Below are 13,634 nucleotides of genomic sequence, written 5' to 3'. Positions count from 1 at the left end.
CGACGTAGAGCTGGAGGCGCGGGCCCATTGGGACAGCTTCTCACTGCGGCTGAAAGAGCGAGTATTCAGATCGCGCTGGCTGAAGCGTTTGTGGACAGCGCTGTCGATTACGCGTCTATCGCTGAGCGAATCCGCGGCTATGACCTGAACGTCGTGGAAGACATCCTCTACTCGGAAGTCGCTCCGGTATGTTTCAGCAACCTTGAAACGCCTGTCCCCCCGGTCTGGACAGGCTTCAAGGATGAATGGCTATTAGGTGAAATTGAAACGACACTGCAAGCACGGGCACGCAGTGGTACGCGCCGCGCATTGGCCAAACTGAAAATCACTTGGCTGCGCTATAGCTACGGTTATGTCTGGAAAGAAATCATGAGATTCATAGACTGAAATCCTCAAGGGCTCTGCTTGATTCGTTGGGATAAGCGATTACTTCAAGAGCATGATTTGATCCATGAAAGATGACTTCTACACCCAGTACATGCGCTTTCAGACACCTGACGCCGCGATTGCCCCACGCGAACAGGCGCCGATGCTCGCTCAGGAGCAAGCCTGGGCGCAGCAGCACGCATCCATGCACCGCTTCAGCTGGATCACCGTGTTAGTGCCGCCGCTGTGCTTTGGCCCTATTCTGCCGGGCATCGCGTTTGTACTGGGCCTGTTGCTCTATCGAACAATATTCGCCCCCGACCTGGATATCGACCGGATCGTCGGTGCTTCCTTTGGCTGGCTCGCGCTCGCGACGCTGCTCTTCATGACTGCCTGGGGATTGCGCAACTTCTTGCGCGACACCCACGACCCAACCAAACGCTACTGGCAATCCATGCCGGATCAAGGGCTGGTCGAACTTGAGCGTCATACCCTGATATCCGGTTTCAGCCTCTGGTCGAACGATTATGATCCGGACTGCAACGCCATCATGCAATGGAGCAACGGCAAGCTTGAAAGCGTGCAAGACAGCGGCGTGGCGCAATGGCTCCTGGCCAAGACCGCTACGGGTCACTGGCTGGTGCTCAAGGAACAATATCCGGGCGACTTCAGCTACGCCCGGGTCGGAAAAATGCCCCCGCCGGACAAGCACATGCAACCCGGCCAGGAACTGGCGATCGCCTTCGCCCCCGGCACCAACCTCCCCCTCGGCCGACGTTTTGGCGGCGCGCCGATGCCCTTGATCGACACGTCGTATTGGGTGTCTGCCGATGAGCTCAAACGCCTTGTCGAGGTGGCTCATCACTGGACGTTTTTTCCGCCGGATCGCTATGCCGTGGTTAATGAGCAGGATGCCGGGTGGGTGCAACGGTTGGTGGACAAGGCACAAACCAGCGTCAGCCCCCCGCCGGAGTTGCGCGCGCCGACGGTGGTTTAGCGATGCGGAGTTAGTTGGGGGGGGGTCAGGCTCGTGACAGGTAGCAATCGGCCCTGAGCGGACAGTTGTTCCACTGCACAATTATGCAAGTGGTTCTACCCGCAAGGAGAGCTACCTTATGAAACCGTCAGAATTCGTACCCTACAAAGTACTATGCTGAGGCGTTGCTGACATTCGAACTGGACAATCGTGAATGGTTCGAGCGCCACATTGACGCACGCGGTTCTGCTTTTTACTTGGTGCAGGGCGTCACCGACTACATTGCGGCCTATTTAGCTGATTTTGCAGCCGGAACCTGGCACCCATTCATCATCGAAGATGCGACGGAAAAATAGTGGGTAGGCGTTCAATGGACAGCAAGCGATCGCCGTCGTCGTAGGTGTAATCCTAACGCGCATCGGCGTTGAGCTTGGCCAGCAGTCGACCGATGGGGTCGCGCTCGAATTCAGTGTGGCGCTGTGGCCGTTCGGCGCGGTCAGGCGAATGGCCTGGTCATATTCATAACAGATGCGCTGGCCCTTAGCGTCGGTGTGCTTCAGCACCTGGCCGAGGGGGTTGTAGGTAAACGACTCGGCGCTGCCGTCCGGGTGCTGGATGCGCAGCACTTCGCCGTCGGGTTTGCGTTCAAGGGGGGTGGTCTGGTTCAGGGCGTCGGTGACGGCGTTCGTCGAAGCGGTAATGGCTGTTTTTGCCTGAGCAATCCTGGAAACGTTCGACTTGGGCCAGGGTATTCCACCACAGGTATTATTTAATTGTTCACATTATTAAAGAGCACATCAGACACCACTATAAAATCAAAAAAAATTCATTGCTGGCAAAGATCAGAACACCCTAGACTTTCCAGACTCAAATAACGACCAACTTATTCTTGCAAAAGCCAACGGGCCAATGGCCTTTATAATACACCTCCACTATCTTTACCCACTTATCGCCTAAACCATAATACTCTTCAGACACATATTGCCTAAAGACGAAACACACACCATTTCTTGCCGCAAGGCTAAAATCATGCGGAACACATGTAAATTTATTTTTATCAAGATTTTTAGTAGCAGCCATTACCGCCTTATTTACCTTCATTCGCATAGCGACAAGATCGGAAGGCGGCTTTGGCAAATTATAAAAAGGATCTGGCTGGGTTGGAGAGGTAGGCAGCCATTCGACATCATCATAGTACCCCTCGAACTCAGACATCGACGGTTCCACGAAAACCTTTCGGACGTCTCCTATATATATTAACGCACTATCCGTTAAGCCGGCAGTTCCCATATTTGAGAAAAAATCACCTCTTTCGATTTTTATGAGCTCTTCATCAATATCAATCATACTAAAATCTCATATCAGTTATTGTTCCAGGTGGCAGAGCCTTTCTTCCTTGTTGAATCGTACTCCGAAGAACGCCGCCGGCCGCGTGTGGACCTGGGATTCCTGGCAAAGAATAATTAGGTAGCGCACCGTGTGTCGGCATCAGGTTCCACCACTTGTTCGCTCCACCACTTTCTAAAGAAATGATGTGGTGAGGAGTTGTACCCGATGGCCAAACTCTACCGGTACTTGCCTCCCATTACTTCATCAAATAATTCTGACTCCCTACAAATTCTTTTCTCGCCATCTGGTTCTGAAATACAGTGCGTCGTTGAACGACAGGTAGATTACCTTTCAGTATCTGCGCCTGTTTGGCCGTTATTTCCACTCCCGTATAGGCAATCTTGTTTGCATCATGAACTACCCGTTAATGGAGTGATGTACATCTAATCCTAATGGATCTATCCAACCTAACGGATTACTACCATATTGATAGAGGTTATCCCCTCCATTCAACCCAATCGGATCCTGCTTAACAAACCGCCCCACCTCCGGATCGTAATACCGAAACGTGTTGTAGTGCAGCCCCGTCTCGTCGTCGAAATACTGCCCCTGAAATCGCAGGTTTTGTTCGACCTTTCACTTCAAGCTTTTCTATCGCACCCCACGTCTTGTAAATCGTCTATCCCACCAAAAATTTGTTTATCGTCGAGTTTGACTTTGTAATCTCTATGTTGCCGATCCGCCGACTATTAAGTCTACGAAGTGGTCCGCGTTGAGCTTACTCAAATCGGGCGCTTACCCGAACATCCGCTCAAAGCGAGTAGATACTATGTTAGTCTCGAATAAAAGAGGTGATCAACTCCTAGTAGCCACTAACGCAACTCCGATTTTTTAAAGAGCAACAACATGACTAACCTTGACCTACAACAGCCGATGCGAGCCAAAAAAACTCAACTACTAACCCTATGGATTACTTATTAACCTCCAGACACCTCAACACCAACAGACTACAAAAGCGCTACTTAGAATTGTAAATATCATGCAAATCACCATTAGAATTCAACTTGACAGTTGTTCCACCCTCATAATAAAGAGACAGCACACCTCTATCATCGAAATCTTCGATCGCACGCACACCATCTAAAACACAAAAAAAACCAAACACTGCCTCTTCAACTGATTTTTTTATTATCATATCAACACATGCTTTATCGCCAAAACTTTGCTTATTGTAAAATTCAGACATTTCAAGAAGAAACTTGCTGGGTTTTCTACCGGGAGGTGAAGTTAAAACCGAAACTGTATCTGTGATAGCAGAATCGCTAACAACGAGTTTTATCAGTTCTACAAACTCTTGAGAATTCATTTACAACTCCTATTTTATAAAGGCGCCCGGAAACATCTCTTTATTTAAGTCTATCATTTGCTTAATAGCTGAAGGAGGTGCATTGGTGTAATCCTGAGATCTTTTGCATCTTTTGCCAAAAGGTCTCTTGGGGTTCCAGTAAATGGCCCTTTCACTGTCGGAATCAATTTGTGCTCTGCCCTAGGGAGGGCAATTGATGGAGCTGTTTTTGGATCGTAGCCCATAATTATCTGACCTGCTGGGTGTTTTTGTGCGGCATGATGAATATCCAGACCATCACCTACCTTAGAATTTTTTTGTAAGGTGTCGAATTTTCCAACTTCATATTTCTTAGTTGGCTCACAACTCAACCCCAAAGAATCGAGCCAGCCAATTGGACTAGGGGCGTACTGGTAAAGATTGTCCCCTCCCATCAACCCAATCGGATCCTGCGTAACAAACCGCCCCACCTCCGGATCGTAATACCGAAACGTGTTGTAGTGCAGTCCCGTCTCGTCGTCGAAATACTGCCCCTGAAACCTCAGATTCTGTTCGACTTTGTTGACGTCCAACCGCTCCAGCGAGCCCCACACCTTGTACGTCGCCTGCCAGACGATCTGCCCTTCCCGGTCAGTCATCTCCAGCGGCGTACCAATCTGGTCGGTATGAAAGTAGTAAAGCTTCTGTTCTTCTCCTTCGCTCTGATCGACTCTGGCTAAAGGTGCATAGCTCCCCGGCTCGTAAATGTACAGGCTACTCTGCCCCGGCGTTTCCTCACGCAACATGCGCAAGCCCTGCCACAGAAAATGCTTTTGTTGGGTTATCCCGTTAATCTGCGACACCTTGGCCATCCCACTGCGCTTTTCAATCAGGTTGCCCCACGCATCGTAGGTATATTCCTGATCCCGCCACTGCTTGATCCGGTTGTCCTTCACGTGATCGAACTGGCTGGTGTTGAAGTTCAGCCGGTTCGCCGCCGCGTCGTAGCGGAACTCTTCACTGTCCACCAACTTGCCGGTATCACGGCTGTGCAATTGGCCGTTGGCTTCGTAGTCGTACTTGATCTCGCCGCGCAATTTGTCGAGGGTGCGGGTGAGTTCGCCGGCGGGGTCGTATTGATGACGGCGGTGGATCGGGTTGTAGGCGTGCTCCACCAGCAGGTCGGGCTGGATGCCGGGGTTGTGCAGTTGCGAGAGTTTTTCCGCCGGCAGGCGCGAGGCGAACTGCCAGGCCTTGCGGCCCATGGCGTCGTAGCCGAAGCAACTGGTGAGCTGGCCCTGGGTGCGCAGGACTTCGCGGTGCAGGTCGTCGCGTTCCATGTCGCTGATCAGTTGGCCGTCGAGGTTGAGTTGGTGCAGGTGGCCGTTGCCGTAATACAGGTGATTCAAATGCTGACCAGTCGGCAGGGTCAGCGTGGTCAGGTTGCTCAGCGGATCGTAGTCGTAGGACAAGGCGCCTTGCGGCGTGGTTTCCTTGATCAGGCGGCCCAGCAGGTCGTAGGAGAAATCGAGTGTTTCTTCACTGACGCCGAGTTTTTTGCCGTGGGCGGTGGGCAGGCGCTCGATGGTGAGCAAGCGGTCTGCGTCGTCGTAGGTGTAGTCCTGGCGGGCATCGGCATTGAGTTTGGCCAGTAGGCGGCCGATGGAATCGCGTTCGAATTCGGTATGGCGCTGCGGGCGTTCAGCGCGCTCGCCGTAGCCGATTTCGTTGACCCGTGTCAGGTGCCCGCCCAGGTTGTAGCTGAACCGGCGGGTCAAGTTGTCGATGCGTTTTTCTTCAACCAACCGGTCGGACGCGTCATAGGCAAACTGGTAAGCCGCGTTGTTCTCGTTGACCAGCGCGGTCAGGCGAATGGCCCGGTCATATTCATAGCGGATGCGTTGGCCCTTGGCGTCCTGACGGCTGCTCGGCAGGCCGCGGGCGGTGCGCAGCAGGCGCGTGGTCTGGCCTTTGCCGTCGGTGTGCGTCAGCACCTGGCCGAGGGCGTTGTAGGTAAACGACTCGGCGCTGCCGTCCGGGTGCTGGATGCGCAGCACTTCGCCGTCGGGTTTGCGTTCCAGGATGGTGGTCTGGTTCAGCGCGTCGGTGACGGCGATCAGGTGATGGCGTTCGTCGAAACGGTAGTGGGTGTTTTTACCCGAGCAATCCTGGAGACGTTCGACCTGGGCCAGGGTGTTCCACCACAGGTATTTTTACTTGTGCGTTGCGTCGATGAGGGCGTGCGGCAGGCCGTCATCGCTGTTGAGGTATTCGGTTTTGTTGCCCAACGCGTCGACTTCGGCGATGAGGCAAAGCAGGTGATCTTGTTCCCCTGCGAGCCACCGTGCCATTGATGTAAACGCTGGTCGAACCCTCTGCAATTGCACCGCCCCGGATGCTTGTATCAGAAGCCAATGAGTTTACCTTGATTGTTCAGATCTCACGGATAAACACATTGCATGCGTAATCACTTAAGCTTTGAAATCCGACTTTTGAATTAGCACATCATTGCATGATTGAGTGTCTTCGAGAAAAATAGAAATCCATGTATCCATTATTTCAAATACGTCTACATCCATCGTCGGGTCCATCGGCTGCTCATGCCACCAGATAACGCCTTTATCCTGAGCCTGATTATTTAGATCTATGGCTAAATAATCCCCGCCCCCATTAGAGAAAACCGTCACCCAATTTTCGGCAAAGCTCGTTTCTTCTTCATCAATTAAATCAGCGACACATGAAATATCCTCTATTTTTTGAGGCCCCATAGATTGTGCAGGAAAAAAGGTAAATCCATTGTGCACATGGGAATAAAACCGTGAAAGCTCCCCCTTAACAGAGCTAACTTTATCTTCTTTCAACGGGCAGCTATTTAGAGGCATCCCACCGATATAATAATAGAGCCCATTTGCATCATGAAAGATATACGCTAACTCAACATTGGCCCCACCCAAGACGACTGTTCCGATCAAACAGGTTTCTAACAACGACAAAACCCAAGGCAGTTTTTCTTTAAAGGAATACCATACCAGCGGAAATTTTGGGTATTCCAGAGTGCCAATACCAAACTCCATCCACTCCACAGGTATAACTATATTTGCTGGCAACTCGCTTGGTGTGAAATACACATCCCGACCAACGAAATGCGCTCTAGCTAAAACAACAACATCATCCATAGTAATCATATCGACTCCTTCTAGGGCAAAAAGGCCATAAAATTTCTCCTGTAACTCAACCTCCAGCAACCGCCCCTGTTGAAACTCAATAATAAATCACCGAGAGTATTTCGATTACCTCTTCAGTTTTTTTATTATAAAAAAACCACTCTCCGCCTCAAAACTATCCAGCGGAAGATAGTCCAGAGGAAGTCCCAGCGTTTCGTGGGTTCGTCTTAGTGGCCTAAGCGCGCATTCTATAGTGTGCATCCATTAGCGGCAATAAACGCAGAGTTGAGTGGCTGAGGCGGTACTCCATCCACTCCAAAAACTAAATGTTAAAGAGCCTAATCGTAACATCACAGAAATCCCTACCAACAAACCTGGTTTACCCCGTTGCTCAGCGACACCCTTTTAAGTTTCCTCAATAAAACTCGGAACACCACTTACACACCCAACAACTAAATCGTAAAACTCATCGAAACTTCCAGAAACAAAGAACAAATCCCCACAATCATTTTGCTCTGGAATGTCAAAGTTATTTTTCGAGTCAGACTGGTGAAGATGAGCTCTATCCCAATAATAAACCCCTTGCTCCCCCCGCTTGCCAATCATCACGTAGGGATTTCCTCCTCCATCCTCCCCAATAGCTACAGCCTCCTTGAGGAAATCGAGTTCATCAATAAATTCATTATTAAAAAAAACCACATCATTGCACTCTTCTTCAGGCAGGAGCCCAAAAAAAACGATCGAAACTTATAGCACCTTGATCAACAGAGCTTAATGGTATCTGAACGTAGTCAGGAACTGTTAAGTAAAAGCCGTTCATTCCAGACAAGAACTTCCTATATTCAACAGAGAAAACCCTATTAAGTTCGATCTCAATATAATCGACTTCCGTTGATTTCAGACCTGGCTTATATACTATTGGCATGACCTACCTCAGCATGTGGCTTCAGCGCCATCCTCGGCGTCCTCAGCTTTGAAAGCGTTCAATCAATACAAAAGTCCCAGTCATCTGTTGTAGCATCACTTGAAAGCATTGGAAGACTTTCAACAGGTTTAAACTCGAACTCGTAACCTAGCGAAACAAATGGTCCACTCAGCCTCTTAAATCCGCTGATACTCAACGCATATGAGTCGCTTAGTATATCTAAATAATCATTATTTCCAAGACTTTCAGCATACGTATTTCTACAGTCTATAAAAAAGCACTATTCCAATCCATCAAGGCATTTAAATCAGCAACAACCAGACCAGACACTACTGTTAAAGGGATACCCGAATAACAAAATGCGTTCTTTGCACCATTAAAACTCGACCTCAGGCCTTCCCCTTTTAGAAAAATGCTGTATTCCATTTCAGGGATTTGATAGAGAGGAAAAATCACCCCATTTTCTACTGCGCTTAGCCCAACCTCTTCGTTATTAAGAATAATAATCGAACAAATCACTAGACTCTACACCATTACTTTCAACAAAATCATTTAATGCGACCGGATCAAAAATAACAATCCCAGGCTCAAATACTTCAATTTTTCTAAACTTTTCATCCATAACCTACCTCAGCCTTTAGATTGGAGATCTTTACCGATAAACTTATTCAGCGTCTCACCTACTGTGACATCCTTAGCAAGGCAAGCACTTCGCCCTACTAAATATTCTCAGCGCCTCTTATCTAGGGGATTTCATAGGCTTTGTTTAGCTCACTACCAATTTTTAAGGAGTACTGAAAAACATTTACTGAATGGCACGCCTCCTTTTTATCGAATCATGAATCCTAGTAAATCACGATCCGAACGTGCTGGCTATCTCCGATAGCGACAGGAGTAAAAACAGTAATTTTCAAAGCCTTAAACATATAAAATTTTAAATATCGATATCCGACTCATCTTTTAACCCTTTTAAGAAAACATCAAACGAATTTGCAAGCCATCGATACGCCTTAGCATGATTGGCGGCAAAACTACTTTCCGGATCAAATGAATCAGTCGTATAAAAACATACGTTACCATCAGTCAAATCCAAGCAAAAAAAGTTACCTCCATCGTCGATGGCGAAGGGCAACAAGGTCTGCGGGATAATATCTTTAGAAGTCATGGCAACATAGCACCCGCCTAAAAATCGTGTGTCTGCAGCGTCGTCCGTACCCGACACTGCAACTGATTTGAATTTTTTTACTCTTACAGGTTCGTATTCGTCACCGCTGTCCCACCAATCTTTATCGGATGCTCCGCCATTTTGCTCCACATAAAAATCTTTAAAAAATTCTGGTAATGGGTGTCCAATGTCATTTTCCAACAACTTCAAATCAGACATACAAACAGTCGGCTCGGATTTATACAGTTTAATTAAAGTCATTTTTAATTCCTATTTAACAAGTCGATGAAGCAGTCCTAGGTGCGCGCCCGTTGAGCCATCCCTTAGATTGAGATACGCCTACAGTATCATCGGTACCATATGCCTCCAGGGTGGTGGTTTGGTTTAGGGCATCGGTGACGGCGATCAGATGATGGGCTTAGAAAATTCCGGCAGTCACGTTATTTTTCGAGGAGTTATAAAAGAGCGGAGGACGTCGATAAAGAAAACTAACGCGAAGCTTGACCTACACAAGAAGCCAAAACAATTTAATAAAAACCTAATCACCTACATTTAATAGCTACCCGTAAACATTTTTCTCTTGAGCCTTTTCAATAAAAATATCCATAAGGTCACCTTGAATTTCTTCCTCGTCATAAGCGACGATAAAATTCCCGTCTATATCATCAGGAAAATGCACTCCATCCAGTGTGCCTAATATCACAGAAGCACTGTCCGCGATAACAACTTTAAAAAAAGCGAACAGATCCGCCTTGGAATCATGGTTCAACGTAGCCAAAGCATTCCTGGCTTTTGCATAAGGGTCACTATCAGTATTGAGCGGCTTACTCAACGACTCCACATACTGCTCAAGATTCTTGCCAAACAACTCATTAAAAATGGCGGTCACAAATTTTTGATCCAAGCTCATAAAAATCCTCACCAACACATTCTGACCCCATTAGAACATCACGCAGATTAGTAAAAGACAATCCTTTTTTTCCGTTGCAAAATAGAACGAGACAATGTTGCCAGCCGCTTAATATTTTTTGAAAATTTTATAAGAGCGGTTGTCGATTGGTAAACCAACCATTGCGGAATTTGCCCTCCCCAAAACAGGCCGAAAATAGGCGACTCAATCGCTGATCTCTACCCGGCGGCTAAGTATTGAACTCTTTGAAATCATCATTAATAAGATAATACAAAACCGCTTCCAAATATGTTTCTAAGTCGGCCGTACTTGCTCGCTTATCTACAACTCTTTTTATATCCAGCATCGTTGGACATTCAACAAATACGCGCTTAGAATTTTCAAAAAAAACCTCTTCCGCATCATCTTCCGCAGTATAAAATACAGCAGACTTTACAGAGTCCTTTGACGCTCTATCCATCGTAGAATCAACGAACAGCCAGCCAACATCGGGTAGGCGATCGATGTTATCCAACAGACTAGCAAAACCTTTATACTCCTTCATAACACGCTCCTATTATAGACAGACATTACCACCACTTTCTTCGCCCATCAGCTTTGGCCACTCGCGATAGTGCCTTTTAGCTGTCCAGCTCATAGTCATATGAGACGGTTGTGCCTTCGATAGCGTGCTTAATCAGAACAACCGCCGATATCACTTCGTTCAACCTCTCTAAAATTAAGTCCTTTAAGACCACTTAACTCAACAGCATCCTTGAACACTTGGCTTACATATAATAATTGCGGGCTTTCAGAAATACGAAATATTTCGCCCCTGTAACTTTCTGGAATTTTTAAAACAGCCTTATAAACCACATACCCGCCCTCCCCTTTATCATAATCGGATTTTTCAAAATCAAATACATCTGGAAGCAATTCCGTAATATATAATGCCACGTCCTCAAAACGCGGGCCGGATATCTTAACGCGAGGGAGAACACGCAAAAAGCCAAGCGCTGCATATGCTTTTTCCGAGACCACCAGGACAGGTCTGAAAAAGGTATGAAAGTCCGAAACTGCTGCCTTTTTTTCATCATCGCTGTTATATACGATGCGATACTCTCGACCATCAGACTCCAAGCTGGTCTCACCGTACGCTAGCTTTGTAGCAAAGTCCTGCAGACCTCCCACTTGATCCGCATCAATCAGAGTTTTGTATTTGTCATTTTGCGTTATCGAATAAAACTTCATAAATCACCCAAATAATCCGGACCACTGCGCATCGCGCGGACTTGCAAGTAATGTATTACGAATTCTATCAATGGTTTTCAACACCATCGGCTTACCACCGGCCTTATCTGCACTAATAATGAGCTAATTAACACTCTCGAAGTAAGAATTTGGATGCTTACCATTATGCAAAATCCCTGAAACGCCGGAGTCTACATTATTACGGTTAGGCAGAAACGCTCCATTAACCGCATCATCTACATGAATATCATGCTTTGCCAATACCGCTCTCGCAGGAGCTGCTAGCTTAGCGGTATCGCCAACAATATGATGAGCGGCGGAGTTTAAAGGTCGCGGAGTTCCACCCTTAGTCATATTGTTACTTAACGCTTTGGAACAAAGCCCTAATGGATCGACCCATCCGACTGCGCTCGGTGCATATTTATAGAGGTTGTTACCGCCAGCCAACCCAATCGGATCCTGCGTAACAAACCGCCCCACCTCCGGATCGTAATACCGAAACGTGTTGTAGTGTAGCCCTGTCTCGTCGTCGAAATACTGCCCCTGAAACCGCAGATTCTGCTCGACTTCGTTCACTTCAAGCTTTTCTACCGAACCCCACGCCTCGTACGTCGCCTGCCAGACGATCTGCCCTTCCCGGTCAGTCATCTCCAGCGGCGTACCAATCTGGTCGATGTGGAAGTAATAGAGCTGCTGCTCCCCACCTTCCGCCTGATCCACCCGCGCCAACGGCGCATAACTACCCGGCTCTTAGAGGTAGAGGCTGCTCTGCCCCGGCATCTCCTCGCGCAACATGCGCAAGCCTTGCCACAGGAAATTCTTCTGTTCGGTGACGCCGTTGACCGCTGACACCTTGGCCACACGACGCCCCAGGCTGTCATAACGATAAGCGCCACTACTTTCCAGCTTCCCGCCCACCAACGTCTCAGCCCGAACCAGCCGATTCTCACAGTCATACGTGAACGTCTGCAGCTTGCTCATGCCACTGCGTTTTTCAATCAGGTTGCCCTACGCATCGTAGGTATATTCCTGATCCCGCCACTGCTTGAGTCGGTTGTCCTTCACGTGATCAAACTGACTGGTGTTGAAGTTCAACCGGTTCGCCGCCGCGTCGTAGCGGAACTCTTCACTGTCCACCAACTTGCCGGTGTCACGACTGTGCAGTTGGCCGTTGGCTTCGTAGTCGTACTTGATCTCGCCGCGCAACTTGTCGAGGGTGCGGGTCAGTTCGCCGGCCGGGTCGTACTGGTGGCGGCGGTGGATCGGGTTGTAGGCGTGCTCCACCAGCAGTTCGGGCTGGATGCCGGGGTTGTGCAGTTGCGAGAGTTTTCCCGCCGGCAGGCTCGAGGCGAACTGCCAGGCTTTGCGGCCCATGGCGTCGTAGCCGAAGCAGCTGGTGAGCTGGCCTTGGGTGCGCAGGACTTCGCGGTGCAGGTCGTCGCGTTCCAGGTCGCTGATGAGCTGGCCGTCGAGGTTGAGCTGGTGCAGGTGGCCGCTGCCGTAATACAGGTGGTTCAGGTGTTGGCCGGTCGGCAGTATGAGTTATTAAAGAATTTAAAGCATGCATAGAAGTCGCAGAAATTTATGTGATAGCGCTAACAACCCCGCAAAACCTTATAAAACCACCAATCCGAGACAAGGCACTTATTACTTCACCATGACCATTTTCGGTTAACATATAAAATTATTTTGCACATTTTTAAAAACTCACTACCCGCCCCAAAAATAACGTTAGCGTCGCGACTGTCACAGAACTACAGACCAGACTCATACTCCAGCCCCTCAATAAAACCTTCGAAAGATATCGCGATTATTTTTTGTGCAGCAACTTGATTTGCAGCCATGCTTACATCGGAACGAAAAGTATCAACCGCGTAAAACATGACGGCACCACTCAACAAATCCAAACAAAAAAAGTTACCTCCATCATCGACCGCAAACGGAAGTAGCGTATGAGGAATTATTTGGCGCTCACACATAAGCTTGTAGCATCCACCAATGAACTGTGTGTCATCCGGATTTCCCGCCCCATCCGCATATACATTTTTAAAGTCAGCAACCTGCATCGGATCGTAACCATCGTCCGTGATAACCCAACTGCAATTAGGAACACCACCATTACTTACAAAGTAAAGCGCTTTAAATGCACTCGGCAAACTAAAGCCAATATCTTTTTCAAGCCGAGAAATATCTGCAGACTTCAACTGCAAACCAGGATGCATCAGAGAAAAATTTTTCATAGAAC

General features: G+C 48.2%; 14 protein-coding genes and 4 pseudogenes. 4 read left to right on the top strand and 14 right to left on the bottom strand.

Features of this window, described 5'->3' with window-relative positions; genetic code table 11:
- Positions 1 to 27 precede the first annotated feature (27 nt).
- The 3 genes and pseudogenes from HKK53_RS32905 to HKK53_RS00205 all read left to right on the top strand — a co-directional run.
- The gene (locus HKK53_RS32905; protein ID WP_169374137.1) at positions 28 to 387 is read left to right on the top strand and encodes a DUF7079 family protein; all 360 of its coding nucleotides are present in this window, start codon (positions 28 to 30) and stop codon (positions 385 to 387) included.
- Positions 388 to 451: 64 nt separating this feature from the next.
- Positions 452 to 1,363 carry a hypothetical protein gene (locus HKK53_RS00210; protein ID WP_169368773.1) on the top strand — a complete coding sequence of 304 codons (912 nt, stop codon included), beginning with the start codon at positions 452 to 454 and terminating at the stop codon, positions 1,361 to 1,363.
- Between the two features lie 132 nt (positions 1,364 to 1,495).
- A pseudogene (locus tag HKK53_RS00205) lies at positions 1,496 to 1,715 on the top strand (GNAT family N-acetyltransferase); the annotation flags it as partial.
- 38 nt (positions 1,716 to 1,753) lie between these two features.
- On the opposite strand, the pseudogene HKK53_RS00200 reads toward HKK53_RS00205, so the two are convergent.
- The 5 genes and pseudogenes from HKK53_RS00200 to HKK53_RS00175 form a co-directional block, all read right to left on the bottom strand.
- Positions 1,754 to 2,107 (bottom strand): annotated as a pseudogene (locus HKK53_RS00200) (RHS repeat protein); the annotation flags it as partial.
- Between the two features lie 102 nt (positions 2,108 to 2,209).
- A complete protein-coding gene (locus tag HKK53_RS00195; protein ID WP_237150644.1) occupies positions 2,210 to 2,689 on the bottom strand; it encodes a hypothetical protein in 480 nt (159 codons plus the stop codon).
- 426 nt (positions 2,690 to 3,115) lie between these two features.
- Positions 3,116 to 3,344, bottom strand: a pseudogene (locus HKK53_RS32900) (RHS repeat-associated core domain-containing protein); the annotation flags it as partial.
- A 345-nt stretch (positions 3,345 to 3,689) separates the two neighbouring features.
- Positions 3,690 to 4,037, bottom strand: a complete 348-nt coding sequence (locus tag HKK53_RS00185) for a hypothetical protein (protein ID WP_169368771.1) — start codon at positions 4,035 to 4,037, stop codon at positions 3,690 to 3,692.
- Positions 4,038 to 4,090: 53 nt separating this feature from the next.
- Positions 4,091 to 5,989: an RHS repeat domain-containing protein gene (locus HKK53_RS00175; RefSeq protein ID WP_442962299.1), complete on the bottom strand. Its 1,899-nt coding sequence runs from the start codon at positions 5,987 to 5,989 to the stop codon at positions 4,091 to 4,093.
- A 45-nt stretch (positions 5,990 to 6,034) separates the two neighbouring features.
- On the opposite strand from HKK53_RS00175, the gene HKK53_RS32895 reads away from it, so the two are divergent.
- Positions 6,035 to 6,349 carry a hypothetical protein gene (locus HKK53_RS32895; protein WP_169368770.1) on the top strand — a complete coding sequence of 105 codons (315 nt, stop codon included), beginning with the start codon at positions 6,035 to 6,037 and terminating at the stop codon, positions 6,347 to 6,349.
- Positions 6,350 to 6,466: 117 nt separating this feature from the next.
- Here the strand turns inward: HKK53_RS32895 and HKK53_RS00165 are convergent, their stop codons facing one another.
- The 9 genes and pseudogenes from HKK53_RS00165 to HKK53_RS00125 form a co-directional block, all read right to left on the bottom strand.
- Complete coding sequence (locus tag HKK53_RS00165) at positions 6,467 to 7,180, bottom strand: SMI1/KNR4 family protein (RefSeq protein WP_169368769.1); 714 nt, start codon at positions 7,178 to 7,180, stop codon at positions 6,467 to 6,469.
- Positions 7,181 to 7,564: 384 nt separating this feature from the next.
- Positions 7,565 to 7,858, bottom strand: a complete 294-nt coding sequence (locus HKK53_RS00160) for an SMI1/KNR4 family protein (protein WP_237150642.1) — start codon at positions 7,856 to 7,858, stop codon at positions 7,565 to 7,567.
- A 493-nt stretch (positions 7,859 to 8,351) separates the two neighbouring features.
- Complete coding sequence (locus HKK53_RS32480; protein ID WP_237150640.1) at positions 8,352 to 8,603, bottom strand: hypothetical protein; 252 nt, start codon at positions 8,601 to 8,603, stop codon at positions 8,352 to 8,354.
- A 415-nt stretch (positions 8,604 to 9,018) separates the two neighbouring features.
- Positions 9,019 to 9,510 carry an SMI1/KNR4 family protein gene (locus HKK53_RS00150; protein WP_169368768.1) on the bottom strand — a complete coding sequence of 164 codons (492 nt, stop codon included), beginning with the start codon at positions 9,508 to 9,510 and terminating at the stop codon, positions 9,019 to 9,021.
- A gap of 298 nt (positions 9,511 to 9,808) precedes the next feature.
- On the bottom strand, positions 9,809 to 10,159 hold the full coding sequence (locus HKK53_RS00145) for a hypothetical protein (protein ID WP_169368767.1): 351 nt from the start codon (positions 10,157 to 10,159) through the stop codon (positions 9,809 to 9,811).
- A 229-nt stretch (positions 10,160 to 10,388) separates the two neighbouring features.
- Positions 10,389 to 10,703, bottom strand: a complete 315-nt coding sequence (locus HKK53_RS00140; protein WP_169368766.1) for a hypothetical protein — start codon at positions 10,701 to 10,703, stop codon at positions 10,389 to 10,391.
- Between the two features lie 128 nt (positions 10,704 to 10,831).
- Positions 10,832 to 11,389, bottom strand: a complete 558-nt coding sequence (locus tag HKK53_RS00135) for a hypothetical protein (RefSeq protein WP_169368765.1) — start codon at positions 11,387 to 11,389, stop codon at positions 10,832 to 10,834.
- Between the two features lie 123 nt (positions 11,390 to 11,512).
- Positions 11,513 to 12,931: pseudogene (locus HKK53_RS00130) on the bottom strand (RHS repeat domain-containing protein); the annotation flags it as partial.
- A 212-nt stretch (positions 12,932 to 13,143) separates the two neighbouring features.
- Positions 13,144 to 13,629 (bottom strand): SMI1/KNR4 family protein, encoded by a 486-nt coding sequence (locus HKK53_RS00125; protein ID WP_169368764.1) that lies wholly within the window; start codon positions 13,627 to 13,629, stop codon positions 13,144 to 13,146.
- Positions 13,630 to 13,634 lie beyond the last annotated feature (5 nt).

The sequence above is a fragment of the Pseudomonas sp. ADAK7 genome (genome assembly GCF_012935675.1).
Lineage (GTDB): Bacteria > Pseudomonadota > Gammaproteobacteria > Pseudomonadales > Pseudomonadaceae > Aquipseudomonas.
This window is presented reverse-complemented; position numbering and strand designations above follow the sequence as displayed.

Excerpts from the sequence above, each read along its gene's own strand:
- HKK53_RS00145 (WP_169368767.1), bottom strand. The coding sequence starts at position 10,159 with ATGAGCTTGGATCAAAAATTTGTGACCGCCATTTTTAATGAGTTGTTT.
- HKK53_RS00195 (WP_237150644.1), bottom strand. The coding sequence starts at position 2,689 with ATGATTGATATTGATGAAGAGCTCATAAAAATCGAAAGAGGTGATTTT.
- HKK53_RS00185 (WP_169368771.1), bottom strand. The coding sequence starts at position 4,037 with ATGAATTCTCAAGAGTTTGTAGAACTGATAAAACTCGTTGTTAGCGAT.
- HKK53_RS00150 (WP_169368768.1), bottom strand. The coding sequence starts at position 9,510 with ATGACTTTAATTAAACTGTATAAATCCGAGCCGACTGTTTGTATGTCT.
- HKK53_RS00165 (WP_169368769.1), bottom strand. The coding sequence starts at position 7,180 with ATGATTACTATGGATGATGTTGTTGTTTTAGCTAGAGCGCATTTCGTT.
- HKK53_RS00210 (WP_169368773.1), top strand. The coding sequence starts at position 452 with ATGAAAGATGACTTCTACACCCAGTACATGCGCTTTCAGACACCTGAC.
- HKK53_RS00125 (WP_169368764.1), bottom strand. The coding sequence starts at position 13,629 with ATGAAAAATTTTTCTCTGATGCATCCTGGTTTGCAGTTGAAGTCTGCA.
- HKK53_RS00140 (WP_169368766.1), bottom strand. The coding sequence starts at position 10,703 with ATGAAGGAGTATAAAGGTTTTGCTAGTCTGTTGGATAACATCGATCGC.
- HKK53_RS00135 (WP_169368765.1), bottom strand. The coding sequence starts at position 11,389 with ATGAAGTTTTATTCGATAACGCAAAATGACAAATACAAAACTCTGATT.